The sequence below is a fragment of the Rhodanobacter sp. AS-Z3 genome, assembly GCF_029224025.1.
Taxonomy (GTDB): domain Bacteria; phylum Pseudomonadota; class Gammaproteobacteria; order Xanthomonadales; family Rhodanobacteraceae; genus Rhodanobacter.
Genome location: NZ_CP119392.1, coordinates 1,080,053 through 1,103,852 on the forward strand (window position 1 = coordinate 1,080,053; position 23,800 = coordinate 1,103,852).

The 23,800-nt window shown below is 63.5% G+C and carries 20 protein-coding genes and 1 pseudogene; 11 read left to right on the forward strand and 10 right to left on the reverse strand.

Features of this window, described 5'->3' with window-relative positions:
* Entirely contained in the window at positions 1–843 is an 843-nt protein-coding gene (locus PY254_RS04515; protein ID WP_281014287.1) for an alpha/beta fold hydrolase, read from the reverse strand.
* Positions 827–1,963: a ferrochelatase gene (gene hemH / locus PY254_RS04520; RefSeq protein WP_281014288.1), complete on the reverse strand. Its 1,137-nt coding sequence runs from the start codon at positions 1,961–1,963 to the stop codon at positions 827–829. The genes PY254_RS04515 and hemH overlap by 17 nt, the downstream gene beginning before the upstream one ends.
* Before the next feature lie 120 nt (positions 1,964–2,083).
* Here hemH and PY254_RS04525 point away from each other — a divergent pair, with 120 nt between their 5' ends.
* The 4 genes from PY254_RS04525 (at position 2,084) to tatC (ending at position 4,290) form a co-directional block, all read left to right on the forward strand.
* Positions 2,084–2,773: a lipid-binding SYLF domain-containing protein gene (locus tag PY254_RS04525; protein ID WP_281014289.1), complete on the forward strand. Its 690-nt coding sequence runs from the start codon at positions 2,084–2,086 to the stop codon at positions 2,771–2,773.
* Positions 2,774–2,838: 65 nt separating this feature from the next.
* Positions 2,839–3,078 (forward strand): twin-arginine translocase TatA/TatE family subunit, encoded by a 240-nt coding sequence (gene tatA / locus PY254_RS04530; protein WP_281014290.1) that lies wholly within the window; start codon positions 2,839–2,841, stop codon positions 3,076–3,078.
* 17 nt (positions 3,079–3,095) lie between these two features.
* A complete protein-coding gene (gene tatB / locus PY254_RS04535) occupies positions 3,096–3,545 on the forward strand; it encodes a Sec-independent protein translocase protein TatB (RefSeq protein ID WP_281014291.1) in 450 nt (149 codons plus the stop codon).
* Positions 3,532–4,290 carry a twin-arginine translocase subunit TatC gene (gene tatC, locus PY254_RS04540; protein ID WP_281014292.1) on the forward strand — a complete coding sequence of 253 codons (759 nt, stop codon included), beginning with the start codon at positions 3,532–3,534 and terminating at the stop codon, positions 4,288–4,290. Before tatB ends, tatC begins: the two co-directional genes overlap by 14 nt.
* Positions 4,291–4,303: 13 nt before the next feature.
* Here tatC and PY254_RS04545 read toward each other — a convergent pair whose 3' ends face one another.
* Positions 4,304–6,478, reverse strand: a complete 2,175-nt coding sequence (locus PY254_RS04545; protein ID WP_281014293.1) for a primosomal protein N' — start codon at positions 6,476–6,478, stop codon at positions 4,304–4,306.
* A gap of 399 nt (positions 6,479–6,877) precedes the next feature.
* Positions 6,878–8,068, reverse strand: coding sequence for a DUF3667 domain-containing protein (locus PY254_RS04550; protein ID WP_345781826.1), 1,191 nt, complete (start codon positions 8,066–8,068; stop codon positions 6,878–6,880).
* Between the two features lie 103 nt (positions 8,069–8,171).
* On the opposite strand from PY254_RS04550, the gene PY254_RS04555 reads away from it, so the two are divergent.
* Complete coding sequence (locus PY254_RS04555) at positions 8,172–9,557, forward strand: MATE family efflux transporter (protein ID WP_281014294.1); 1,386 nt, start codon at positions 8,172–8,174, stop codon at positions 9,555–9,557.
* 51 nt (positions 9,558–9,608) lie between these two features.
* Positions 9,609–11,474, forward strand: a complete 1,866-nt coding sequence (gene sppA / locus PY254_RS04560; RefSeq protein ID WP_281014295.1) for a signal peptide peptidase SppA — start codon at positions 9,609–9,611, stop codon at positions 11,472–11,474.
* Positions 11,475–11,504: 30 nt separating this feature from the next.
* On the opposite strand, the gene PY254_RS04565 is transcribed toward sppA, so the two are convergent.
* Positions 11,505–11,708, reverse strand: a complete 204-nt coding sequence (locus PY254_RS04565) for a hypothetical protein (RefSeq protein WP_281014296.1) — start codon at positions 11,706–11,708, stop codon at positions 11,505–11,507.
* Between the two features lie 103 nt (positions 11,709–11,811).
* Here PY254_RS04565 and PY254_RS04570 point away from each other — a divergent pair, with 103 nt between their 5' ends.
* Positions 11,812–12,594 carry an SDR family oxidoreductase gene (locus PY254_RS04570; RefSeq protein ID WP_281014297.1) on the forward strand — a complete coding sequence of 261 codons (783 nt, stop codon included), beginning with the start codon at positions 11,812–11,814 and terminating at the stop codon, positions 12,592–12,594.
* A 45-nt stretch (positions 12,595–12,639) separates the two neighbouring features.
* Here PY254_RS04570 and PY254_RS04575 read toward each other — a convergent pair whose 3' ends face one another.
* Positions 12,640–13,584 carry a DegV family protein gene (locus tag PY254_RS04575; protein ID WP_281014298.1) on the reverse strand — a complete coding sequence of 315 codons (945 nt, stop codon included), beginning with the start codon at positions 13,582–13,584 and terminating at the stop codon, positions 12,640–12,642.
* Positions 13,585–13,772: 188 nt separating this feature from the next.
* Between PY254_RS04575 and PY254_RS04580 the strand changes: the two genes are divergently transcribed.
* Positions 13,773–14,576 (forward strand): AMP nucleosidase, encoded by an 804-nt coding sequence (locus PY254_RS04580; protein ID WP_281014299.1) that lies wholly within the window; start codon positions 13,773–13,775, stop codon positions 14,574–14,576.
* 198 nt (positions 14,577–14,774) lie between these two features.
* Here PY254_RS04580 and PY254_RS04585 read toward each other — a convergent pair whose 3' ends face one another.
* The 4 genes and pseudogenes from PY254_RS04585 to PY254_RS04600 form a co-directional block, all read right to left on the reverse strand.
* On the reverse strand, positions 14,775–17,612 hold the full coding sequence (locus PY254_RS04585) for a TonB-dependent receptor plug domain-containing protein (RefSeq protein WP_281014300.1): 2,838 nt from the start codon (positions 17,610–17,612) through the stop codon (positions 14,775–14,777).
* 626 nt (positions 17,613–18,238) lie between these two features.
* Positions 18,239–18,841, reverse strand: a pseudogene (gene grxD, locus PY254_RS04590) (Grx4 family monothiol glutaredoxin); the annotation flags it as partial.
* Between the two features lie 247 nt (positions 18,842–19,088).
* Positions 19,089–19,694: an SGNH/GDSL hydrolase family protein gene (locus tag PY254_RS04595; RefSeq protein WP_281014301.1), complete on the reverse strand. Its 606-nt coding sequence runs from the start codon at positions 19,692–19,694 to the stop codon at positions 19,089–19,091.
* 8 nt (positions 19,695–19,702) lie between these two features.
* On the reverse strand, positions 19,703–20,947 hold the full coding sequence (locus PY254_RS04600; protein ID WP_281014302.1) for an aminotransferase class I/II-fold pyridoxal phosphate-dependent enzyme: 1,245 nt from the start codon (positions 20,945–20,947) through the stop codon (positions 19,703–19,705).
* 181 nt (positions 20,948–21,128) lie between these two features.
* On the opposite strand from PY254_RS04600, the gene rsgA reads away from it, so the two are divergent.
* From rsgA to PY254_RS04615, 3 genes are all read left to right on the forward strand, one after another.
* Positions 21,129–22,184 carry a ribosome small subunit-dependent GTPase A gene (gene rsgA, locus PY254_RS04605; protein WP_281014303.1) on the forward strand — a complete coding sequence of 352 codons (1,056 nt, stop codon included), beginning with the start codon at positions 21,129–21,131 and terminating at the stop codon, positions 22,182–22,184.
* Between the two features lie 78 nt (positions 22,185–22,262).
* On the forward strand, positions 22,263–22,472 hold the full coding sequence (locus PY254_RS04610; protein ID WP_281014304.1) for a hypothetical protein: 210 nt from the start codon (positions 22,263–22,265) through the stop codon (positions 22,470–22,472).
* Positions 22,469–23,758 (forward strand): peptidase MATCAP family protein, encoded by a 1,290-nt coding sequence (locus PY254_RS04615; RefSeq protein WP_281014305.1) that lies wholly within the window; start codon positions 22,469–22,471, stop codon positions 23,756–23,758. The genes PY254_RS04610 and PY254_RS04615 overlap by 4 nt, the downstream gene beginning before the upstream one ends.
* The last annotated feature ends 42 nt before the right edge of the window (positions 23,759–23,800 follow it).

Here is a 23,800-nt window from a genome sequence, read left to right on the forward strand (position 1 = left end):
CTACGCGACGTTGGCCATCCAGTCGGCCACTGCCTGCGGATGTTCCAGATGCAGGTGGTGGCCGCCGTCCATCTGCTCGACGGCGATATCCGGCACGCAGTCGGCACGCAATTGCATCGGTTCGCTGGGCAGATACGAGGTCGCCGGTTGCGCCAGCAGCAGCGAAGTGGGGGCGGCGATGCCGCGCAACAGGGCATGGATTTGCGATTCGGCCAGCCGGCTCGAGCTTTGACGCGTCAAGGCCGGATCGCTGCGCCACGACCAGCCGCCATCAACCTCGATCAGGCCGCGCTCGACGATTGGCCGCGACAGTTCGGCAGCCAGGCCGCTGACCATGCCGCGTGCCTGCATCGCCTGTTCAACGCTTGAAAATATGCGCAAGGGTTTGTTGTGGCGTGGTGTCAGTGCTTCCCGGAAACGCGCCAGCGTATGCGTGCCATCGTCGCCCAATGGCCCGAGTCCCTCGATCAGGAACAGTCGGCTGATGCGCTGGGGCGTCGCTGCAGCGACCAGCGAAGCGACACCGGCACCCAGCGAATGGCCAAGCAGCGTATAGCGCGAAAGTTGCAGCGCATCGGCGGCGGCGAGTACATCGCGCACGTAATCGAAGAAGTGATACGTACTGCCGGCAGGCAGGTGGTCGGAGTGGCCGTGACCGGGCAGCTCCAGTGCGATCACGTGATAGTGCCGGGCCAGCAACGGCGCCAGCCGGGCAAAGCTGCCGGCATTGTCGAGCCAGCCGTGCAGCGCCAACAGCGGCGGCAGCGAGCTGTCTCCCCACCACTGAGCCTGCAGTGACAGTTGCGGCAGCGCGATGGAGACGAAGTCAGTCGTTGCTGGCACGAACGGCCTCTGCGCGTTGCTTCGCCTGCGCGCGTTGTTGCCGTGCTGCGTCCGGATCGTGGTCGGCGGCAAATTCTGGCCAGCCTTGCGTGTGCTGAAGCACCAGTTCGGTGAGGCTGCGTACTTGTCCCTCACTGTCATTGAGTGCGGGGATGTAACGCAGCGATTCACCGCCGGCGCCGACGAAGAAGTCGCGATTCTGCATCGCGATCTCTTCCAGCGTCTCCAGACAGTCCACAGCGAATCCAGGGCAGGCAACATCGAGTTTGCGCACGCCTTCCGCACCGAGCTTGCGCACCATGGCGTCGGTGTAAGGATGCAGCCAGCGCTCACGGCCGACGCGCGACTGGAAGCTCAGCACCATCTGCTGCTCGCTCAACTGCAGGCGTTCGCGCAACAGCCGCGCGGTGGCATGGCATTGGCAGAAATAGGGATCGCCTTCGTGCAGGTAACGTTCGGGAATGCCATGGAACGACAGCAGCAACTTGTCGCCGCGGCCGTTCGTTGCCCACCACGTTTCGATGCTCTGGGCGAGTGCTTCGATGTGCGCCGGGTGGCTGTGATAGTCATTGACGATGCGCAACTCGGGCGGCCAGCGCATCTTCTTGAGGGTATCGGCTACCGCATCCAGTACCGATCCGGTGGAGGTGCCCGAATACTGCGGGTACAGCGGCAGCACCAACAGCCGGCGCACGCCCTCGCGTTGCAGTTGCGCGATGGTCTGCATCACCGACGGTTCGCCATAGCGCATCGCCAGCGCGACCTTCACCGGTGCCAGTGGACGTTGCCGCAAGATCTCGGATTGCAGGCCCGCCGCCAGTGCTTCGCTGCCGAAACGCAGCGGTGAGCCGCGCTTTTCCCAGACTTTGCCGTAGGCATGCGCCGAGCGCTTTGGTCGTACGCGCAGGATCACACCGTTCAGAATCAGCCACCACAACCAGCGCGGATATTCGATCACCCGTGGATCGGCGAGGAATTCGGCGAGGTAAGGACGCACCGCCTGTGCGGTCGGAGCGGTTGGCGTGCCGAGGTTGACCAGCAGAACGGCTGCCTGAACGGATGCCGCGTCGGGGTCGTGGGAATAGCCGGCAAGGCCGGTATAGTTGTTGGTGAATGGCATGGTGATGGTCGTGCAGAGGCGATCCACGAGTCTGCCACAAGCCTGTTGTGACAGGTGCGTTCACTTGACTGGGCCTGTTCTCACCGATCCAGAAAATCCCCGAATCCGATGGAGCTACTCATGTTCAAGAACTCCCTGCAACGATTGCTGCTGACCGGGCTGGCCCTGTTGCTGCCGGCAATGGCCGTGCATGCCGAAGATCCGCCGCTGGTGCGCGCGACCAATGCGGTGCGCGTGATGAACGACATCATGCAGGCACCGGACAAGGCGATTCCGCAAGACTTGCTGCGCAACGCGCGCGCCATCGCGGTGATTCCGGACATGATCAAGGCCGGCTTCATTTTCGGCGGACGCCGTGGCGAAGGCCTGATCTCGGTGAAGAGTGCCGACGGTACCTGGTCCAACCCGAGTTTCATCACCATGACCGGCGGCAGCGTGGGTTTTCAGGCCGGCGTGTCCTCGACCGACGTGATTCTGGTGTTCCGTACCCAGCGCGGCGTTGACTCGATCGTCAATGGCAAATTCACCCTGGGTGCGGATGCCTCGGCGGCAGCTGGCCCGGTGGGCCGCACCGCCACTGCCTCGACCGATGCACAGCTGAAGGCTGAAATCTATTCGTATTCGCGCACCCGCGGCCTGTTTGCCGGCGTGGCGCTGGATGGCTCGGCGCTGCGTATCGACTATGATGCGAATGCGGCGGTGTATGGCGCAGGAATCACGCCACGCCGCATCTTTGAAGGCGGTGTGAGCAACGTGCCGACGGCCGTGGTGGACTTTCGCGACCGGCTCGAAGAGTACACTTCCCGCTGACGTTGAAGCGCCGGCACTTTCATGGCTGCCGGTGTTTCCGGTTTGATCCGTTTCTGAGGTAATTCATGAGCATCTGGCACCTGATAATCCTGCTGATCGTGGTCGTGGTCATCTTCGGCACCGGCAAGCTGCGCAACATCGGCGCTGACCTCGGCGGTGCCATGCGGGACTTCAAGAAGGGCCTGAACGGCGACGAGGAAGAGGCCAAGCGCAAGGCGGAAGCCGAGCAGCTGCGCGCCGATCCACCCGCGCCCCCTGTCGAGCCGACCACGCAGAGTCAGCGCGACTCCAGCGATCAGAAGTAAGCCGGCGGCTCGCGGCGATGATCGAGATCAGCTTCGGCAAGCTGGTGCTGCTCGCGCTCATCGCGCTGATCGTGCTTGGCCCGGAAAAGCTTCCGGGTGCTGCCCGCACGGCCGGTGCCTTGTTGCGGCGCATGCGCAGCGGGTGGGACAACGTGCGCGCCGAGGTAGAGCGCGAATTGCAGATCGAGGAAATCAAGCGCGTCGCGCGTGAAGCGGCTGCGCGCGCCGAGGCTGCACAGGCCGAACTCGATGTCGCCGTGCAGAAGGTGCGTGATGTGGGCAGCGAGGCAAAGGTGGTTGAGGCAATATCGGCGGATGCGCCGGCCCCGGCAACTACCTATCCCTTGTCCGACCCGGCTCCGGTCGAGGTGTTAGCTGAGGCCGGCCCGGCAGCCGACAACGCTACCGGCGATCTGTTTGATTCGGTGAAGAAAGCCCCTGCGGAGTTGCCGAATGGCCACGCCTGAACCCGATATCGATTTGCAGCAGGGCTTGTTCTCGCATTTGCTCGAACTGCGCTCGCGCCTGCTCAAGGCCAGTGCCACGGTGCTGTTGGTGCTGCTGGCGCTGGTGCCGTTTGCCAATCGGCTGTACACCGAACTGGCGGCACCGCTGGTAGTGCGCCTGCCGCAGGGTGCGCACCTGATCGCCACCGAGGTGGCCAGCCCGTTCGTGACCCCGCTGAAGCTGGCGTTCTATGCGTCGCTGTTCATCAGCATGCCGATGATCCTGTACCAGCTGTGGGCGTTCGTCAGCCCTGGTTTGTACAAGCACGAGAAACGCCTCGCCCGCCCCCTGCTTGGCGCGGCGCTGGTGTTGTTCTATACCGGCTGCGCGTTCGCGTATTTCCTGGTGCTGCCGGCGGCGTTTCGTTTCCTCACCGCGGTGACCCCGCAGGGCGTGGAGATGATGACCGACATCACCCACTACCTCGACTTCGTGATGTTGATGTTCTTCGCGTTCGGGCTGTGCTTTGAAGTACCGGTGGCGGTCGTGGTGCTTGCCGCTGTAGGCATCGTCGACGTGGAAAAGCTGCGTAGCGGTCGTCGTTATGCGATTGTTGGCGCGTTCGCGATCTCGGCCTTCATCACGCCGCCGGACATCACCTCGATGATCATGCTGGCGATTCCGATGTGCCTGCTTTACGAGCTGGGCGTGCTGGCGGTGCGCTGGCTGGTCAAGCCGGTGCCTCCCGAAACTGCGCAGAGTTGATTCGATCGCGGGATCAATACAGATCGATCGGGTCCACGTCCAGCGACCAGCGCACTTTGCGCGCCAGCGGAAGTTTAGCCAGCACCTGTTGCCACGATCGCAGCATGCCGTGCAGGCTGCGTCGATTGGCGGCTTCGAGCAGCAACTGCGCGCGATGACGGCCGGCGCGCAGCGGCATCGGTGCGGGCATCGGCCCGGCGATCTGCAGTGAATCGTCGTGCGGCAGGGCCGCGTGTGCGGCGGCGAGGAAGCCGTCCACATCTTCGCGCTTGATCGCCTCGGCGCGCAGCAGTACCTGATGGCTGTAGGGCGGCAACTGGATCAGCCGACGCTCGGCCAGCAGGTCGCGCGCCGCTGCGGCATAACCTTGAGCCAGCAGGCTGCGCAGCAGCGGGTGTTCGGGTTGATGCGTCTGCAGCACCACGCGGCCAGGCTTGCGCGCGCGGCCGGCGCGGCCGGCGACTTGCACCACCAGTTGCGCCAGTCGTTCGCTGGCGCGGAAGTCGATGCTGTGCAGGCCTTCGTCCACGCCGACGATGGCGACCAGGGTGAGGTTGGGCAGGTCATGGCCCTTGGCCAGCATCTGGGTGCCGACCAGAATCGCCGGTTGGTCGTCCGTCAGCGTGCTCAGCAATTGTTCGAACGAGTCGCGACGGCTGGTGGTTTCGCGATCCACCCGCAACACCGGCACGCCGGGGAAGTGCGCGAGCAGTGCTTCCTCAAGCCGTTCGGTGCCCTGACCTTGCGGTTTCAGCTCGCCTGCGCCGCAACTCGGGCAGGCTTGTGGCAGCCGCTGGCGATAGTCGCAGTGATGACAGATCAGCTGGCGGCGGCCGGCATGCAGGGTCAGCGGCCGATCGCAGCGCGGGCAGTCGGCATGCCAGCCACAGGCATGACACAGCAACACCGGTGCGTAGCCGCGGCGGTTGCGAAATACCAGCGCCTGTTCGCCGCGCGCCACCGTGTCGGCCACAGCGGCCAGCAAGGCCGGCGACATGCCGTGGTCGAGCCGCTGCGCGCGCATGTCGATGATCTGGATTTGCGGTGCGCGCACGGCGCCGGGACGCGCGCGCAAATGCAGGGTCCGGTAACGATCGGCTTCGGCATTCGCCAGTGATTCCAGCGATGGCGTGCCCGAGCCCAGCAACACCGGCACGCCCAGCGCACGGGCGCGCACTACCGCAAGATCGCGTGCGTGATAGCGGAAGCCATCCTGCTGCTTGTAGGCGCTGTCGTGTTCTTCGTCGACGATGATCAGACCCGCTTGCGGCAGCGGGGTGAAGATCGCCGAGCGCGTGCCGAGAATCACCCGGGCCGTGCCCGCCCGCGCGCGCAGCCAGGCACGCGCGCGGTCGCCCTCGGACAGATTCGAGTGCAGCACTTCGACCAGCACGCCAAGTCGTTCGCGCAGGCGCCGCACGGTTTGTGGCGCAAGGCCGATTTCAGGTACCAGCAGCAGCGCTTGCTTGTCTTGGGCAAGCACCTGCTCGATCAGCGCCAGATAGACCTCGGTCTTGCCGCTGCCGGTGACGCCGTCGAGCAGGAACGGTTGGTAGCCACCGAGGCAGGCACCCACGGTGGCTACCGCCTGTTGCTGTTCGTCGCTGAGTTGCGGCGCGGTTGACGGTGGCAGCCGCTGGTTGAGCGGTGGGCGTTCGCCGCGTTCGATCAAGCCTGCCCCTGCCAGCCGCCGAGCTGCTTCGCGCCAGCCCGGCTGGCGCTCCGTCAGCTCCTGGGCGCTCAGCGCGCGGTCGGCGAGTAGGCCCAGCAACGCTTTGCTGCCCCCGCGTCGACTGCCGGCGTCAAGGGCGCTGCGTCCCGCGTTGGTGATCGCGCAGTATTCATCACCGATGGCCGGCAGCGGCCGCGCTTCGCGCAGTGCCAGTGGCAGTGCGTTGGCGTAGGCCTCGCCCGGAGCGCCGAGCCAGTAGTCGGCGGCCCAGGCTAGCGTCTGCATCAACTCGGTATCGAGCAGTGCTTCGTCGTCCAGCAAGCGGGTGACCTGTTTCAGCCGACTGCCTTCCACCGCCGCCGCCGCATCAATCGCCACCACCACGCCAACCTGCTTGCCGCGACCAAACGGCACCAGCACCCGGCTGCCTACCTGTGCTTCACCAGTCGCCGGCGGCAGGTAGTCAAACAAGGTAGGCAGGGGCACCGGCAGGGCGATGCGCAGGACGGCGGGCATGGTCGATCTCATCAGCGGGTCAGTGTAACTGTCGCGCTCGCCAAGGCCTCATCCCGAGCTTGCTATTCGCACCAAGCTGACCCGGCGGAGTTGCGTGAACTTGCTGCCCGCTTGTCTGAGGATTGAGGGGTAAGTGGCTATCCCCCGTGAGTTTTTGCGCTTATCCACAGATGCTGTGGATAAGTCTGTGGATTCAACGGTGACGGGACCCCCTCAAGCGCATGGTGGCGCCTTTCATGACGGCTTGATGACGTTTTGGGCAAAGAAAAAAAGCCTTTTGAATCAATGTGATAAAAATGACGTATGGGCAGGGTTCACATAATTCACGAATCCCCTCGGCGTGCCTTGACAGACTCTTGACGCTGTGCAAAACCGCTGGCCGGCAGGCCCGAAACGGGGTTACTTGGCCATCCCGAGTGCGCCAGCGACCAGCAGTGCCAGAGTCAATAGCCAGAAGTAGCAAAAGCCGATGCAGCCGAATTTCAGCAAGGTCATCGGCCAGCCCTGCCGGTAGATCCGTTTCTGCATGATCAGCAGGTATGCCGGTATCCAAAGTGCAAGACCCCACTCCAGCCAATGCAGCGGATAGGTCACCCAGGCGGCGTGCGGCGCTAGCCAACTGGACAGCGCGCCGAACGACACGCCCAGCAGCAGGCTGAAGAACAGGTAGGCGTGGCTGTGCAGCGCCACAATCAGGTGCTCCATGTACAGGCGTCGGCGGAATACGTAGAACAGCTTGAGCAGCAGGGCGAACAGCGGAATCATCACGAACATGGTCTGCGGCAACATGCCGAAGAAATTGGTCAGCAGCCGGTCAAATGCTTCCTGACGGCTTGCGCCAGGAGATTCCATGGCACGCAGGTTCGCCTTGAGATGGCTCACGCTCTTGCTGACGCGATCGTTGGCAAAGCCTGGCAACCACGCGATTTCGATGTGTGAGGGCGAGTTCAGCCAGTCGTTGCTGATCTTGGTGTGCACCTCCGCATCCGCAGCTGTCGGCAGGCTGTCCGATGGCTGCAGCGCGGTCCCTGCGGCAGGTGCCGCCTCAAGTACCTGTATGCGTTGCGCGGCCTGCTGACGCGCGGCGTTTTTGGCCACGGTCAGATCAGACGCTGCAAGCCCGCCCAGCGGCCCCAGCGCATCCTGCGCACGCTCCAGGCCAGCCAGCTGCTGCTGCAAGGCCAGTTCCACCGCGGCCGGAGTGGTCGCCGCGTTGAACGAATTGTCTGTCGCGTGGAGTTGCGTGTTCGGGCCGAGATCGATGTGGCTGTCTTCGAGGCGCAGGTGGCAGACGAAGAACGCCAGCAGGCACAGCACGAATACCAGTCGGAACGGGGCGACATATCGCACCCGTCGGCCACTGAAATACTCCAGCGTCAGGAAGCCGGGCCTGAGCAGCAGCGGTGGCAGCGTATGCACGATGCGGCCGTCGATATGCAGCAACGTTTCCACGGTTTCCTCGGCCATGTGGTGCATCGGCTTGAGTACGCTGTGAAACGATTGCCCGCATTCGTGGCAGAACTCGCCCTCGAGCACGGCGCCACAGTTGGCGCAACGCATGCCTTCATGCCTGATCAGTTGCTTCATCATGGTCCCCGTCCAATGCAGCGGCAGATGTTCGCACATGCCGGCGGCCGGGCGGTCGTGACCTATGGCTCAGGTAGAATGTGCGGCCGCGGAGTCTGCTGTGTCCATGAAACCCTTACGTCCCGAGCGCGCCCATCTGTTGCACGAGATGCGTGCCACCGTGCGGCTCGCGCTGCCGCTGATCTGTGCGCAACTGGCGGCGATCGGCAGCAACGTTATCGATGCGTTGCTGGCCGGGCATGTCAGCGCGCACGTGCTGGGTGCGGTAGCGGTCGGTGCCAGCATCTGGTCGCTGGCAATCGTCAGCGGCATCGGCATGATGATGGCGGTACCGCCGTCGGTGGCACAGCTCGATGGCGCGGGACGGCGTCATGAGGTCGGTGCGGTGTTCCATCAGGCTTTGTGGCTGGCGTTGGGCATGGGTGTGCTGCTGTGGTTCGCGGTGCGCCACGCCGAGCCGCTGATCGAATTGATCGGCGTGACGGCCAGCCTGCGCCACGATGTGCAGCGCTTCCTGCTGGCGATCAGCTGGGGCGCACCGGCGTTGACTATCTACTTCGCGCTGCGCGGCTTGTCCGAAGGTTTGTCGATGACCCGGCCATCGATGTATTTCAGCCTGGGCGGACTGGCGTTGCTGGTGCCGCTGGGCTATGTGTTGATGTTCGGCAAGCTGGGCATCCCGCCGCAGGGCGCCCATGGCTGCGGCGTGGCCACGGCGATCGTGTTGTGGCTGGAGATGCTGGCGTTCGGCGTCTATGTGGTGTTCCGGCGCAACTATCACGGGTTGGGTTTGTTCGATCGGTTTGAGCGGCCGAACCTGCGCCGGATCGGCCAGTTGATACACATCGGCTTGCCGATGGCGGTGACTTTGCTGGCCGAAGCGGGCTTGTTCGTGGCGACTGCACTGATCATCGCCACCCTGGGTGAGGATGTGATCGCCAGCCATCAGGTGGCGCTCAACATTGCCTCGCTGTTCTTCATGATTCCGCTGGGCCTGGCCATGGCGATCACCGTGCGCGTGGGCAACGCGGTGGGCCGCGGCGACGAGCGCGGCGTGCGCTATGCGGGTTTCTGCGGAATCGGCCTGACCCTGGTCACTCAGATGGTATCGGCGGGCTTGATGCTGGGGCTGCCGCACTTCATCGCGTCGTTGTACACGCACGATCCGAAGGTGATTGCCTTGGCGGTACAACTGATCATGCTGGCCGGCCTGTTCCAGTTTTCCGACGGGATTCAAGTCGCCGCCAACGGCGCGCTGCGCGGTCTCAAAGACACCCGTGTGCCGATGGCGATTACCTTGTTTGCCTATTGGGTTGTCGGTATGCCGGTGGGCTGGTGGCTGACTTTTCACCACGGGATGGGTGCGCGCGGCATGTGGATCGGCTTGATCGCCGGCCTGTCGGTGGCGGCGGTGATGCTGTTCACTCGTTTCTGGCGCAGCGCGTGGAAGCAGCGCTGGCGTCACCCGCTGCCGCTTCCTGCGCCAGCCTGACGCTATCCCTGACCAGCTACGCTAGCCCCATAAACACCGGATACCTCGCGCATGACGTCATCGCTACCGCCCCCCATTCGCCGCAACGGTTTCTGGGCCTTCCTCCGTTCGCTGGGGCGTTTTCTCAACGGCTTCCGGCTGGTGATCATCAATCTGGTGTTTTTCGGCCTGCTGTTGCTGCTGCTGGTCGGGCTGAGTGCGGATGTGGACCGCACGGTGCAGTCCGACAGCGTGCTGGTGATCCAGCCGCAAGGCCAGTTGGTCGAGCAGTACAGCATCGATCCGCTGCAGCGCGCTCTGGCAGGCCTTTCGGGCGAAGCGCCGAAACAGGTGCAGCTGCGCGATCTGATTGGCGCGATCGATGCGGCAGCCGGCGATAAACGGATCAGCCGCATCCTGCTGCTGCCGGATGCCTTGCAGGGCGGCGGTTTTGCCGCGCTGCACGAAGTGGGAGCGGCGCTTGAGCGATTCCGTGCAACCGGCAAGCCGGTGATCGCGTGGGGTGTGAATCTGGATCAAGGCCAGTACTACCTCGCTGCGCATGCCGACCGGCTGTTGGTGGATCCACAAGGCGGCGTGATGCTCACCGGCCTGGCCAACTACCGGTTGTTCTACAAAGACCTGCTGGACAAACTCGGTGTGGACGTCCATTTGTTTCGTGTCGGCGAGTTCAAGAGTGCCGCGGAACCCTACATTCTTGATCACGCCTCGGCTGAGGCTAAGCAGGCTGACAGCTACTGGATGAACGGCCTGTGGGATGGCTATCTCAACGAGGTGTCGAAGCTGCGCAAGCTCGATCCAGCGACGCTGCGTGACGACATCGATAACCTGCCCACGCATATCGCCACGACCCAGGGCAACCTTGCGGAGCTGGCCGTCAATCAGCATCTGGTGGACGGTCTGGCGACCCGCGCCGAGCTCATTGCGATGATGCGCAAGGACGGCGTGCCGGCCGACCGCAAGGGTCACGGTTTCCGTCAGGTTGGCTTGGCGCGCTACGCGGCCAGCATGGCGGAGGAGAGCAAGCCGCTGACGCCGGGCGTGGTGGTAGTGGTAGCCGAAGGCGAGATTGCCGGCGGCAAGCGCGGCCCCGGTTCGATCGGTGGCGAGTCCACCGCGGCGCTGATTCGCGAGGCGCGGGAAGATCGCAAGACCAAGGCGCTGGTACTGCGGGTCAACTCACCCGGCGGCGAAGTGTATGCCGCCGAGCAGATTCGCCGCGAAGTCGAACTGACCCGCGCTGCCGGCATTCCGGTGGTGGTGTCGATGGGTGATGTGGCAGCCAGCGGTGGCTACTGGATCTCGATGAACGCAAACCGGATCTTTGCTGAGCCGAACACGATCACCGGTTCGATCGGGATCTTCGGCCTGTATTACTCGGTGCCCGGCACGCTGGCCAAGCTGGGCGTGCAGAGTGATGGCGTCAGCACCGGGCCGATGGCCGGTGCGTTCGACATCACCCGTCCGCTTGATCCGAAGGTCGGTACGGTAATTCAGGCGATCATCAACAAGGGCTATCGTGATTTCGTCGGCAATGTGGCGAAGGCGCGCGGCAAAAGTTACGAGGCGATTGATGCCATTGCCCAGGGACGCGTCTGGACCGGCGAGCAGGCGCTGCAGCGTGGCCTGATTGATCAGCTGGGCGGACTGGAGGCCGCTGTGGCTGATGCGGCCAGCCGCGCACAGCTGGCCAAAGGCTATCCGGTGCGCTACATGGAGCAACCGTCGAGTGGCTTTGAGCGCTTTCTGGCTGGTATGAGCCAGAGCGCCAGCGTGCGGGTGCTGCAATCGTTCGGTGTGCGCCTGCCGAGCTGGCTTGCCCAGCTGCCCGCGAGGGCGCCGGAACTGCAGTTGCTGCGTGACGCGCGTGCCGGCACGCCGAACATCTACGCCGACTGCCTGTGCCGGCCTTATTGAGGCGCGCGCATCGTAGTGGAACCCGTGGAGCTAGTGCTGCAAGGCCTCAATCTGCTTGTCCTGCTGGTCATCGTGCTTCTCGACCATCTTGCTGACGTCTTTCGCGCGCTGCTTGTCAGCGCGCATTCCGTCAAACGGGGTGGTGACTACGGGCGGCTTCGCCTGAGGCTCCGGCGGCTTGCTTGAGCATGCACCCAGCGAGACAAGGCAGAGCAGGAGCGGCAGCAGCTTCATGGTGGTTACCTTGCGTGTTCGTTTCGCCAAGTGTTGCGCCAGCTAGCGTCGCAGGCAAGCCAGCAGCGTTGGCAGCCCGCCGCCGACGCTTTAAGCTGCCCGCATGAACAGTCGTCTCGATGCCTGGCAACTGCAAGGCCATAACGCCCTGATTACCGGTGCCAGCAAAGGCATCGGCCATGCCACCGCGCGCGAGCTGGCCGGGCTGGGTGCGAACCTGTTGCTGGTTGCGCGGGATGCGGATCATCTGGAGCAGGTCAGGGATGAGCTGGCCGAGGATTTCCCCGCCTGCGAGGTGATGGCGTTCGCCGCTGACGTCAGCGAAGGCGAAGATCGGCTGGCGATATTCGACTGGATTGCCGACCTCGGTACCCCGCTGTCGCTGTTGATCAACAATGCCGGCGGCAATCAGCCGGGAGCCACGCTCGACTATCGCGAAGACGACTGGCGGGCGATCTTCGAGCAGAATCTGTTCAGTGCCTTCGAGATGTGCCGGCTGTCCCACGCGCAGCTCGCCCAGCAGGCGCATGCGGCGATCGTCAACGTGGGTTCGGTGTCCGGCATGACCCATGTGCGCACCGGCTCGCCTTATGGGATGAGCAAGGCCGCACTGCATCAGCTCACCCGCAATCTTGCCGCGGAATGGGCGGTCGATGGCATCCGGGTCAATGCGGTGGCGCCGTGGTACATCCGTACCCAGCGTTCCGAGCCGGCACTGGCCGACAGCGACTATCTCGACGAAGTACTCGACCGCACACCGCTGGAGCGGATCGGCGAGCCGGAGGAAGTAGCGGCGGCGATTGCCTTCCTGTGCCTGCCTGCCGCCAGCTATATCACCGGCCAGGTGCTGGCGGTGGATGGCGGCTTTCTGAACTATGGGTTCTGAATAAGCGGTGCGCACGCCGCGCTGCTCTTGCAGCGCGGGGACGCTTCAGAATTCGGCCACGTGATCCTCGGCTGCAAGGCCGATCGTCACAGCGCCCTCGCCAACATTGACCATGCCGGTGATGCTCATGGGCGCTTCCATCAGCTCCACCCCGCATTCCTCGCAGGCCTGGCGCAACTCCAGATAACCGGGCAGGTGCTCCAGCACGGCGAGGTCGCCACCGTAGCTGGCGCAGACCATCGGTACCAGCAGGCCGGCACGGACGCGTTTCGCTGCAAAACCGAACAGCGCTTGGGCACCTTGCTCGAAGCCGCGGACCTTGCCGACCGGTCCGGTTTCGCCCTGGAAGCAGCGCAGGATCGGCTTGATGTCCAGCGCTGAACCCAGCATGGCGCTGAAAACCCCCACGCTGCGGTCGTTCTTCTTCTTGGCGCGCGCCCGCAGGTAATGCAGGTCGCGCGGCAGCATATAGCCGTAGGAATGATTCGCGATATAGGCCAGTCGTTCGCGGATCACGGCGGGTGTTTCATTCGCGGCAATCAGGCGATTGGCTTCGTAGATGGCTGGCGCCGCCCCGGCGAACAGGTTGCGGGTGTCCACCACGCGCATCATGAACGGGCCGGGGACACCGGCTTGCTCGCGCACCTGCCGATAGTTCTTGAGAATGCCGAAGCTCGCCTTGTTGACGTGATCGTTGATCGGGCTGCGGGTAGCGGTGATGGTCAGGCAGAAAACACAGTCCTGTTCCAGCACCAGTTTCTCGAGGAACAGCTTGTGGATTTCGGCCACGGGAGAGGGTTCGGTTTCCGCCGAATGACTGCGGCTGCCGAGACGTCGATCGATGAAGCGCTGGATCTCCTCCGGCCGGCGATCGTCCATGAAGGTTTCGCTGTCGACCTTGATCGTGATCGGCATGACTGCGATGTCGTGCTTCTGAATGAATTCCTGCGATAGATCGCAGGCCGCGTCGATTGCCAGGCCCATCCGCATCAGCTCATCCCCCCGGTTCATTGATTGCAGGCGAAACATAGCATGCACGCTGTGTCAGTGGTTGTTGGGCCGGTTGGTGTCGCCATGCTGACTGGCTGGGGCGCCACGGCAGCCCTAAGATGGTCTGACATAACTGGCATATCGCCGGCGTGGCGTCGCCGGTAACGAGCTTCGGGCAAGACTTCAAGATGAAAAGCAAACAGGAAATCGTTTCCAACTGGCTGCCGCGCTATACCGGCACCCCGCTGGACCAATTTGGCGAATACATTTTGCTGACCAACTTCGGCAACTATGTGGAGATGTTCGCGCAGTGGCACGGCGTGGAAGTGCAGGGGCGTGATCGGCCGATGCCGAATGCCACCGCCGATGGCATCACCCTGATCAACTTCGGCATGGGCAGCCCGAACGCCGCCACCATGATGGATCTGCTCGGCGCGATCAGCCCGAAGGCTGTGTTGTTTCTGGGCAAGTGCGGTGGGGTCAAGAAGAAGAATCAACTCGGTGACCTGGTGTTGCCGATCGCGGCCATTCGTGGCGAAGGCACCAGCAACGATTACCTGCCGCCCGAGGTACCCGCGCTGCCGGCGTTCCAGTTGCAGCGTGCGGTGTCCACCATGATCCGCGACCTCGGCCACGATTACTGGACGGGCACCGTCTACACCACCAACCGGCGTGTGTGGGAACACGACGAAGTGTTCAAGGATTACCTGCGCCGCACCCGCTGCATGGCGGTAGACATGGAGACCGCGACCATTTTTGCTGCAGGCTTCGCCAACCGAATTCCCTGCGGCGCCCTGTTGCTGGTTTCCGACCAGCCGATGATTCCCGAAGGCGTGAAAACCGAAGCCAGTGATCGCAGTTTCACCTCGCAATATGTGGAAGCGCACATCCGTGTGGGCATCGAGGCGTTGAAACTGGTGCGCCGCCACGGCAGCAGCGTCAAGCACCTGCGGTTTGAGGAAGATATCGACGACGAGGGTGCGGCCGTCTAGCTGCGCGTTGTGCCACGCCGTGGTACTGCTGGCATGAGTCGTAACGCTGTTCGGTAACCACTTGACCGGCACAAAAAAACCGCCAGCCAGGGGCTGACGGTTTTTTTTATGACTCCGTGACTGCCTCGCGGCAGCACGTCTGTTGCTGATGACAGAAAGTCGGACCGGCCAGCCCGAAGGCTGCCCGGTCCAGTGTCATCAGAACTTCTGGTTGTAACGCACGTAGTAGTACACGCCCGGAATGTCGTAGTACACCGGGAAGGTACGGGTCGAGTTGTAGTTCGACACCGGCTTCTTGTTGAACACGTTGTTGGCACCGATCGAGATCGTGCCGTTCCACGGAGCGTGCCAGCGGAACTGCAGGTCGTTGTAGGTGAACGAACCGATGCGGGTCAGCGGCTCGGCACCGTTAAGCGGCGAGACGTAATCGGGCATGTTGCAATGTGCGCCCGGGTTTGCGGCACCGTGGAAGTCCGGAGCTTTGCAGTCGTACTTGGAACCCGACTGGTAACGCATGTTCCAGGTGGCACCGAAGTCGCCATAGGTCCAGTCCAGCGAGGTGTTGCTGCGGAAGCGGAATACGTCACCGAAGCCAACGTTGCCCAGGGTGACCTGGTCCGGCGTGACCTTGGTGTCGTACTTGACCAGGTAGGTCGAGTCCGAACCCACGCGGAACGTACCGAAGCTGGTTTCCGGGAAGCGGTAGTTCAGGTTGAAGTCGTAGCCTTCGACGTCCGTGGTACCCAGGTTGGCAACCGTTTCATCCGCCTTGAGGACCTGACCCTGAGTCAGTGGATTGGTGGAACGCGTGATCTTGTTGCAGAACGCCGGGTTGTTCTGCACGTAGCACTGGTTCAACACCGTTGTTGCGAGCGGCTGGCTGATCGAGTTGGTGATGCGGATGCGATACCAGTCCAGCGACATGTCCAGGCCGGCCACGTAGCTCGGGCTGTATACCAGGCCCATCGTGCGCGACAACGACTTTTCAGGCGCTGCGGCCGCGTTGGAGCCGGACAGGAACGGAATCTGCGTCTGGCCGCCGTAGCCGCTTGTAGAGATCTGCGTATAGCCGTTCGGAACGCCTGCGGCAATGCAGGTGGCCTTCACCGTCGCGTCGGTGGCAGCCTTGCCGCTGACCATGTCGCACGGGTCGTTGAAGTCGCGGTAATCCTGGCTCTGGCCACCGTACAGATCGTTGACGGACGGAGCACGGAAGCCGTGGCTGAACGAGGCGCGGACCAGCAGGTCCTGGATCGGCTTCCACATCACGCCGTACTTGTCGGTGTTGGTTGTGCCGGTACCGTAATCGGTGTGACGGACAGACGCGTCAAGGGTCAGGCTCTGTGCCAGCGGAGCGTCAACCAGGATTGGGGCGGAAACTTCGCCGTAGAATTCCTTCAGCGCGTAGCCACCAGCCGTCGGTGCCAAGGCATTGCCCGAGCTGTTGCCCGAGGCAGTGAAGGAGTCCGGGGTGTCGTAGCCATTCTCGTTGCGGTATTCATAACCCGCCGCGAACTGCATCCAGCCAGCCGGCAGCTGAATCAGGTCGCCGGTGATATTGGCGGTCCAGTCGATGCTGCGGTTGCCCGAGCTTTCCTTGTCGACGTAGGTGACGTACTTCAGCATGTCAGGTGTGATGGAGCCCTTTTCGCCCAGCATGTTGATCGGCACGCAGCCGTCGATGATCGCGCCAGCGGCGCCGCACTTGACCACGCCGTCGGTGTCCATGAAGGACGGGCCAGTGGCCGCCTTCAGGTTGATCATGTTGACCAGACCGTGGGTGGTGGCCAGGTTGGACGAATGGTTGTAATCGAACGCAGCATCCCAGTTGAAGTTGCGCTCACCGGCCGAGAACGAGCCGTCCAGGCCAGTCAGGAAATGCGTGTTCTGGTTGTCCTGCGAGAACTGACGCGGAGCCTCGACGAAACGACGATTGGCACCCACGTCCTTGCCGGTCGGGTTGTAGTAGGAATTCGCGTCCAGATTGAACGGAGCGTTGGTATTGAAGCCCGAGTCGATGCCGATGCCGATCGGTGACGGCGCCAACTGCTGCGAAGACTTGCGTACGTTGTACGCCGCTTCGGTCTTCCAGGTGATGTTCTCGGTCAGGCTGTACTTGCCCTGCACGAACATGTTCTGGCGTTCGGTCGGGGTCAGCAGATAGTTGTTCGGCTGGTAGTTATAGCCGTCGGTCGCGCCGGCATAGGGATGGTAGTCGTTGATGTTGCGAACATCGCCACCCTTGTTGATCGCAAGGCGATCACCGGTCTGCAGGTCGTAGATCGAGCCGTGGTCGCCGTAGCTGCTGTTGCCCTTGCCCGGGAAGCCCGGGTAGATGTCGTGGGTCAAGGCACGGTCGCCCATGCTGACCGCGTCACCCTTCATGTAGCCCACGCTGAAGATCAGCGAGCCCTTGTCATTGTGGGTGCCCACGGTGAAGTCGGCCGAATTCTGCTGGCCGTCACCCTGCTGGAACTGACCCGAGTACAGATTGACTTCGGCGCCATCCATGTGGTCGCGGGTGATGATGTTGACCACGCCGGCGATCGCGTCCGAACCGTAAATGGTGGAGGCGCCGTCCTTCAGGACTTCGACGCGCTCGATCACGGCAGCGGGGATGGTCGACAAGTCGACGGTGCCGCCCAGGCCCTGCAACCAGCGATGGCCGTTGACCAGCACCAGGGTGCGGGCTGCGCCGAGGTCGCGCATGCTGATGGTCGCGGTGCCGTCATTGCCATTGTTGGTGGCGCGGGTCGAGCCGATGGAGATGGTGCTGATGTGCTGCAGGACGTCGTCGACGGTGACGAAGCCGGCATTCTGGATCTGCTGACGGTCGATGGTGAACACCGGCTGCGCGGTGGACAGGTCGACGCTGCGGATACGCGAACCGGTGACGGTCACGGTGTTCAGCGTCTTCGCTGCTTCCGGCTGGGTCGGGGCGGCGTCTTGCGCGAAGACCGAACCAGCCAGGACCAGCGAGCCAACCAGCAGGGCTCCCTGGACGGCATGGGTAAGTTTGTTTTTGTTCAATTTCATGGTGTTGGAATCCCCAAAACGGCAGTTACCACAAACCTCGAGCAGCATTTCTGCGCGAGATACCTGACCCGTCGGGACTATGTATCCCGATCGAGCATCTACTTTTTCGGTGCTGACCTTATCGGCAATTCTTACAAAGTGTCAACAAAATATTAGCATTTGGCGTACTGGCCTTTAACGAGGTGTTCATCGCAAGTTTTTACGTATATCACTGATATATATAAATCTTTATATCGTTTCCAACGTAACTATTTGACTGGAATAGTTAAGTTTCTGGGTGGGCACTATATGCCGCGCGCATCCGGGGACGCCTCGGAAAGTACTTGGTGCCCGGTCGGACGGGTTTGCGCTGATTGGCGATGTGCCTTGTGCGGCGTGGGGCAGCGGTCGGAAGAAGGACGCTGGTGACGATGCTCGGCCAGCGGATCTCGCGGCGGTGCTGCAGCAGTCAGGCAAAAACTGGCAAGGCGTCTCGAAAACAGGGCGGGGCTGCGCGGCAGCTACGCCCTGTTTTTACGACTGCGTTGGCGGACCGTGTGGTCAACCGGCGTTGCAGCGATCTGGCGGAGCCAGTCGATTGCCCGATCCGGTCGTCGGTCGCAGCAGGTTCAGTGCTGGCTTTCCGGCGCGCCCGGGAATTTCAGGCTGAGGCCCTCGCCCTGCACGGTGGAGACCCAGTCGATCACGATGCCGTGAGCGCGTTGTGCGCTGGCCGGATCGAAGTGCACTTCCAGGCCGTTGGCTACTGCCACGATGTCGTGCTCGTTGGCCGGCGCCAGCTGAAAGCCGGCGCTATGGTCGGGGCCGATTTCCAGGTGCAGCGCCACGCCTTCGGCGTTGGCGGTGCCCTGACGAATCGCTTCGGCGGCGGCGTCGGTGATGGTGATTTCCGGCGGCGTACGGTCGGGTGCGGCAACACCGAACAACTGGTGCAATTCGCCGCTGCCGTACATCTGACGGATGATGTCGGCGCCGCCGACCAGCTCGCCACCCACGTACAACTGCGGAATCGTCGGCCAGTCGCCGTAGGCCTTGATGCCTTCGCGAATCTCCGGATCTTCCAGAACGTTCACCGTGTGATATTCCGGCAGCAGCTCATTCAAGGTGTTGGTGGCGGCGGCGGAGAATCCGCACATGGGCTGGCTGCGATTGCCCTTCATGAACAACACCACGCGGTGGTCCTTGAGCAGGGTTTCGATACGTTCGCGGGTGCCGGGATCGAGCGACATGAGGTGGTTCCTGAAGGTCGGGAGGTGACCGGGGATGATACCGCGCTTGCGCGGTGGGCTGACTTGACCCGGGTCAGGCGTATAGACACGGCGCCGGGCCTGACCTGCGACCAGAAGCAGCAAGACAGCCACGCAGGAGCGCTGGCTGCTATTTGGGAGCTACCCCGGTGGCCTTGAAGGCTCTGATGCGCGCGAGCGGTGGGTCGATGCCATGCAGATGTTGCGAAGGCAGCCGGTCGCCGCGGAATCAATCGGCCGCCGTTAGTGCCTGCAGCGCGACCGGCGCAATGGCTGCCAGCCACAGGCGATACTGGGCAGCGGAAGGATGCAGCCCATCCTCGGCGACCAGTTCCGGATGTGCGCGCGAGATGCGGGTGATGTCGACGAAGCGCGCACCCGCGCGTTCGCACTCGGCGAGGGCGCGCGCATTGTAGACGTCCAGTTCCTGCGCAATGGCGGTCCGCTCGCAGCCTCGTTCATCGGCAAAGCGTGTCACGCCCCAGTCGGGGATCGACACCACCAGTACCCGCTCAGCGCATCCACCCGCCAGTGTGATCGCACGTGCCAGCAGGGTGGAAAACTCTACGCGGTAATCTGCGTCCGACCTTCCGCGGTATTGGTTGTTCACGCCGATCTGCAAGCTCACCAATAGATAAGGTGGCGTCAGCGCGGTTTCGTCCATGCCTCGCGACAGTTCGTCGGTCGTCCAGCCGGTGACCGCAATGAGGTGTGGTTCGTCGAGCGCTACGCCTTCCGCGCGCAACTGTCGCGCCAGCGCGACGGGCCAGCGATCCTCCGCGACCACGCCTTCACCGATGGTGTAGGAATCACCCAGGGCAAGATAAGCCGGCATCGCCGGACTCAGGCCACGGCAACGGCGGCGGGCGACTGCTCGCGAGCCATCGCCGCCAGCACGCGCTCGATGCGCACGAACACTTCATGCAATTGCGCCGGTGGTGGCAGCAGGGTGAGCCGGAAGTGCCGGCTGCGTGGCACGTTGAAGCTGCTGCCGGGAACCACCAGTACCGATTCCTCCTCCAGCAGGCGCAGCGCGAATGCCTCGTCGTCGAAGTGCGGAATACGCTCGGCGCGTACCTGCGGAAACGCGTAGAGCGCGCCATCGGGCACCACCAGATCCAGGTAGTCGCTGGCGGCGACGCCTTCAAGCACGGCGCGTCGCGCCTGGTGCAGTCGGCCACCCGGTGCGGTCAGTGTGCCGATCGTGGGTGCGTCCTGCAGCGCGGGCAGTATCGCCCACTGTGCGGTGACGTTGGCGCACAAGCGCAAGGCGGCCAGCAGTTGCATCGCATCGCGATAGGCCGCGCTGCGTGCGGGGTCGCCGGACAGGCTCATCCAGCCGATCCGATAGCCGCAGGCGCGATGCACTTTCGACAGGCCGCCAAAGCTGAGGCAGGGCAGGTCACCAGCGACCTCGGCCAGTGGCTGAAAACTCGCGCCGTCGTAAAGGATCTCATCGTAAATTTCGTCGGAAAACAGCAGCAGGCGATGCCGCGCAGCGAGCGCCACCAGCCGCTCCAGCAGCGCACGTGGATAGGTGGCGCCGGTGGGGTTGTTCGGGTTGATCAACACCAGCGCCTTGGTGCGCGGGGTGATCAGTGACTCGATTTCATCCGGGTCGGGATGGTGGCCGTTGCGCGCCAGGCAGTGGTAATAGCGAGGTTGGCCGCCGTTGAGGATGGTGGCAGCACTCCACAGCGGATAGTCCGGGCTGGGCAGCAGCACTTCGTCGCCATCGTGCAACAGTGCGCGCAGCGACAGATCGATCAGTTCGCTGACGCCGTTGCCGATGAAGATGTGCTCGACGTCCACGCCGCGCGCCCCGCGCGCACGTTGCTGCGCAGCAATGGCTTCACGGGCGACTTCCAGGCCTTGCTCGTGGCCGTAAGCCTCGCTGTCCTGCAAATGGCTGGCGATGGATTCGCGCAAATGCACCGGCACCTCGAAACCGTAGCGGCCGGGATTGCCGATGTTGAGCTTGATGATGTCCCGTCCGGACGCCTCCAGTTCGCGTGCGCGCCGGGTCAGTGCGCCGCGGATTTCGTAGCGCACGTCGGTCAGGTGCGCACTAGGTATGATCGGTGCCAACGCTCGTATCCTCAGCAAGTTGAAGCCAGCTGGCGATCATGTCGCCGTTAGCTTGATGCTAGCAGCGTGATGCAGTGCAGCGCGAGCGTGTTTCGGGGCGAATGCCTGTTCAGCGTCAGGAGAACTTCGGGCAGGGCATAATTGGCGGGTTGATCCTCTCCGCCCGCCAACTGACATTTCCATGAGTGATGCCGAAAAGATCGAGCGCCTGCGCAGCATCGGCTGGCGCGGAACCGCCCTGCCGACCAACGGCCTGCGGCTGGCCCGGGTGGTCGCCCAGCATCGTGCCGGCTATGAACTGCACGACGGGGAGACGCTGTTCGGCGCGCAGCCGGACGGGCATTTCCTCAAGCGCGGTATCGCCGCGGAGGATCGGCCGGTGGTCGGTGACTTCGTCGAAGTTGCCGCTGGCAAGCCGCCGCACATCGTCAGCGTGCTGCCGCGCCGCACGACCTTGTCACGTGCCGCGGCGGGCGAGCGCTACGAGCGACAACTGATTGCCACCAACATCGACTACGTGCTGGTGCTGACCGGGCTGGATGGCGACTTCAACCCGGCACGCATCGAGCGCTACCTGTCGTTGACCGAAGACTCCGGTGCGCAGCCCGTGGTCCTGCTCAGCAAGCTCGATACCCGTGACGATGCTGACGAGCAGATTGCCGCCTTGCGCCAGCGGTTGCCTGCTCAAACGCCGATCCACGCGCTGAACGGCAAGGACCCGGCCAGCGTGGCGCAGCTGGCCGCCTATCTGCTGCCGGGTGACAGTGCGGTGCTGGTCGGATCATCCGGTGCGGGCAAGTCGACCTTGACCAACACCTTGCTGGGTACGGCGCGCATGGCCACCGCCGAGGTGCGCAGCCATGACAGCCGCGGCCGCCACACCACCACGCATCGCGCCTTGCTGCAGCTACCCAGTGGCGGTTGCATGATCGACACCCCCGGTATGCGTGAGCTGAAGCTCACCGGCGAGGAAAACCTCGACTTGTTCGCCGACATCGCGCTGCTGGCCGAGGCCTGTCGCTTCGCCGACTGCGGCCATGGCAGTGAACCCGGCTGCGCGGTGCAGGTCGCGCTGGACAATGGCGAGCTGGCGTCCGGGCGCTGGCGCAACTATCTCAAGCTGCACGACGAGCGTGAGGAGCAGGCGGCTACGCTGGAGGCACGGCTGCGTCGTCAGCGCGGCGGCCGTCCGATCGAACGGCCGCATGGCCATCGTGGCCAGCGCGAAAGGGATTAGGCAAAACGCGCGGGTCGGGGCGGACTGGAAAGCCCGGGAGGATCTACTATTCCGGGCATACGACGCAGGGGCGCCCGCATGCAGCAACTGTCATCCACCAGTACCCGTTTCAACCAGCGGAAGATCCAGGTCCTCTGCTCCGGCTCACCCGCGCCGTTCGTCGTGTCCGGACTGAGCGGAAGGCTGGACGCGGAAAGTTTCAGGAGTTCGTCCACCCTGTTCACCTCCGTGCCGCGGACGCGCGAACTGATCGAGCGGTTCGATGCTGCCTGGCAACCCGTCCGATGACGACTTCCTCCCCGCTCATCTCACCGGAATTGCAGCGCTACGCGGCGCTTGATCAGCGGTTGCTGGCGGCGGTGCGCGGCATCCGCATCCTGCCCACGGTGGCATGGCCGGCGTCGTTGGAAAATCGCATGATCGACGCCTACAGCAAGGGCCATTTTGTCTTGCCGGAAGTGACCTACGCCCGGCCGGACATGAACGCGGTGCGCGCCGAGTTGTCGGCGATCGGAGCGGCCGCGGGCGGCAATGATCCGCAGGACATCGATCCGCTGGGCGACTACCTGCGGCGTACCGCCGAGTCCTGGCGCGTCGCTGCCGAAATGCTGGAGTCGGTCGGCAGCGCGGGCGTGACCGCGCCGTCGATCGCCTTGTATGGACGTCCGGACGACATGATTCCGGGCAGTCAGCGCAGCAACCTCGACGCCGCACGTTATTTCATTGCACTGTCCGATGAGCTGGGTGCGGACCTGCTTGCCGATGACAGCATCGAAAACATGGCCGCCGATACGCTGCGTGCCGACCTGACCGTCACTCTCGATGCGTTCTTCGGTGCCGGCACGATCAGCGTCGAGGTCGACCCGGAACTGACCGCCAAGGCCGCCGCCGGCGCCACCCGCATTCGTCTGCGCGGCGGCGAAAGTTTCAGCGAATACGACCGTCATCAATTGCTGGCGCATGAGGCATTCGTGCATTCGCTGACGGCGTTGAATGGTCGCCGGCAGCCGCTGCTGGCTTCGCTGGCGCGCACCTCGCCGCGAGTCACGGCCACCCAGGAAGGGCTGGCGGTGTTTGCCGAGTTGATGTCCGGCGCCATCGACATCACGCGCTTGAAGCGCATCAGCCTGCGCATCGTGGCCATCGACATGGCGCTCAATGGCGCGGATTTCGTCGAGGTCTACAAGTATTTCAGTCTGTGTGGTCAGAGTACGGCTGACAGCTTCCATTCGGCCCAGCGGGTGTTTCGTGGCGTGCCGCTGGGTGGCGGCGCGGTGTTCGCCAAGGACAATGTCTATCTGTCCGGGCTGCTCACCGTGCACACTTTCTTTCGCTGGGCGCTGCGGCAGCGACGGATGGATCTGCTGCGCCACCTGTTTGCCGGCAAGTTGACCCTGCATGACGTGGTCGCACTGCAGCCGCATTTCCAGTCTGGTGCAATCCTGCCCCCGCGCTGGCTGCCGCCATGGATGCAACACGTACATGGGCTGGCCGGCAAGTTGGCGTTCTCGGTCTTCATCAACGGCATTCATTTGAATCAGGTACAGGGCGAAGACTGGCTGGCCGGCGTGTGAACCGGTGCCGCATGGCGGGTCGGCTCAGCCTGCGCCGGTGCT

Excerpts from the sequence above, each read along its gene's own strand:
- PY254_RS04555 (WP_281014294.1), top strand. The coding sequence starts at position 8,172 with ATGAAACCCTTACGTCCCGAGCGCGCCCATCTGTTGCACGAGATGCGT.
- PY254_RS04550 (WP_345781826.1), bottom strand. The coding sequence starts at position 8,068 with ATGATGAAGCAACTGATCAGGCATGAAGGCATGCGTTGCGCCAACTGT.
- sppA (WP_281014295.1), top strand. The coding sequence starts at position 9,609 with ATGACGTCATCGCTACCGCCCCCCATTCGCCGCAACGGTTTCTGGGCC.
- PY254_RS04595 (WP_281014301.1), bottom strand. The coding sequence starts at position 19,694 with ATGCCGGCTTATCTTGCCCTGGGTGATTCCTACACCATCGGTGAAGGC.
- PY254_RS04615 (WP_281014305.1), top strand. The coding sequence starts at position 22,469 with ATGACGACTTCCTCCCCGCTCATCTCACCGGAATTGCAGCGCTACGCG.
- PY254_RS04545 (WP_281014293.1), bottom strand. The coding sequence starts at position 6,478 with ATGCCCGCCGTCCTGCGCATCGCCCTGCCGGTGCCCCTGCCTACCTTG.
- tatA (WP_281014290.1), top strand. The coding sequence starts at position 2,839 with ATGAGCATCTGGCACCTGATAATCCTGCTGATCGTGGTCGTGGTCATC.
- PY254_RS04580 (WP_281014299.1), top strand. The coding sequence starts at position 13,773 with ATGAAAAGCAAACAGGAAATCGTTTCCAACTGGCTGCCGCGCTATACC.
- PY254_RS04610 (WP_281014304.1), top strand. The coding sequence starts at position 22,263 with ATGCAGCAACTGTCATCCACCAGTACCCGTTTCAACCAGCGGAAGATC.
- rsgA (WP_281014303.1), top strand. The coding sequence starts at position 21,129 with ATGAGTGATGCCGAAAAGATCGAGCGCCTGCGCAGCATCGGCTGGCGC.
- PY254_RS04565 (WP_281014296.1), bottom strand. The coding sequence starts at position 11,708 with ATGAAGCTGCTGCCGCTCCTGCTCTGCCTTGTCTCGCTGGGTGCATGC.
- PY254_RS04525 (WP_281014289.1), top strand. The coding sequence starts at position 2,084 with ATGTTCAAGAACTCCCTGCAACGATTGCTGCTGACCGGGCTGGCCCTG.
- hemH (WP_281014288.1), bottom strand. The coding sequence starts at position 1,963 with ATGCCATTCACCAACAACTATACCGGCCTTGCCGGCTATTCCCACGAC.
- PY254_RS04570 (WP_281014297.1), top strand. The coding sequence starts at position 11,812 with ATGAACAGTCGTCTCGATGCCTGGCAACTGCAAGGCCATAACGCCCTG.
- tatC (WP_281014292.1), top strand. The coding sequence starts at position 3,532 with ATGGCCACGCCTGAACCCGATATCGATTTGCAGCAGGGCTTGTTCTCG.
- PY254_RS04585 (WP_281014300.1), bottom strand. The coding sequence starts at position 17,612 with ATGAAATTGAACAAAAACAAACTTACCCATGCCGTCCAGGGAGCCCTG.
- tatB (WP_281014291.1), top strand. The coding sequence starts at position 3,096 with ATGATCGAGATCAGCTTCGGCAAGCTGGTGCTGCTCGCGCTCATCGCG.
- PY254_RS04575 (WP_281014298.1), bottom strand. The coding sequence starts at position 13,584 with ATGCGGATGGGCCTGGCAATCGACGCGGCCTGCGATCTATCGCAGGAA.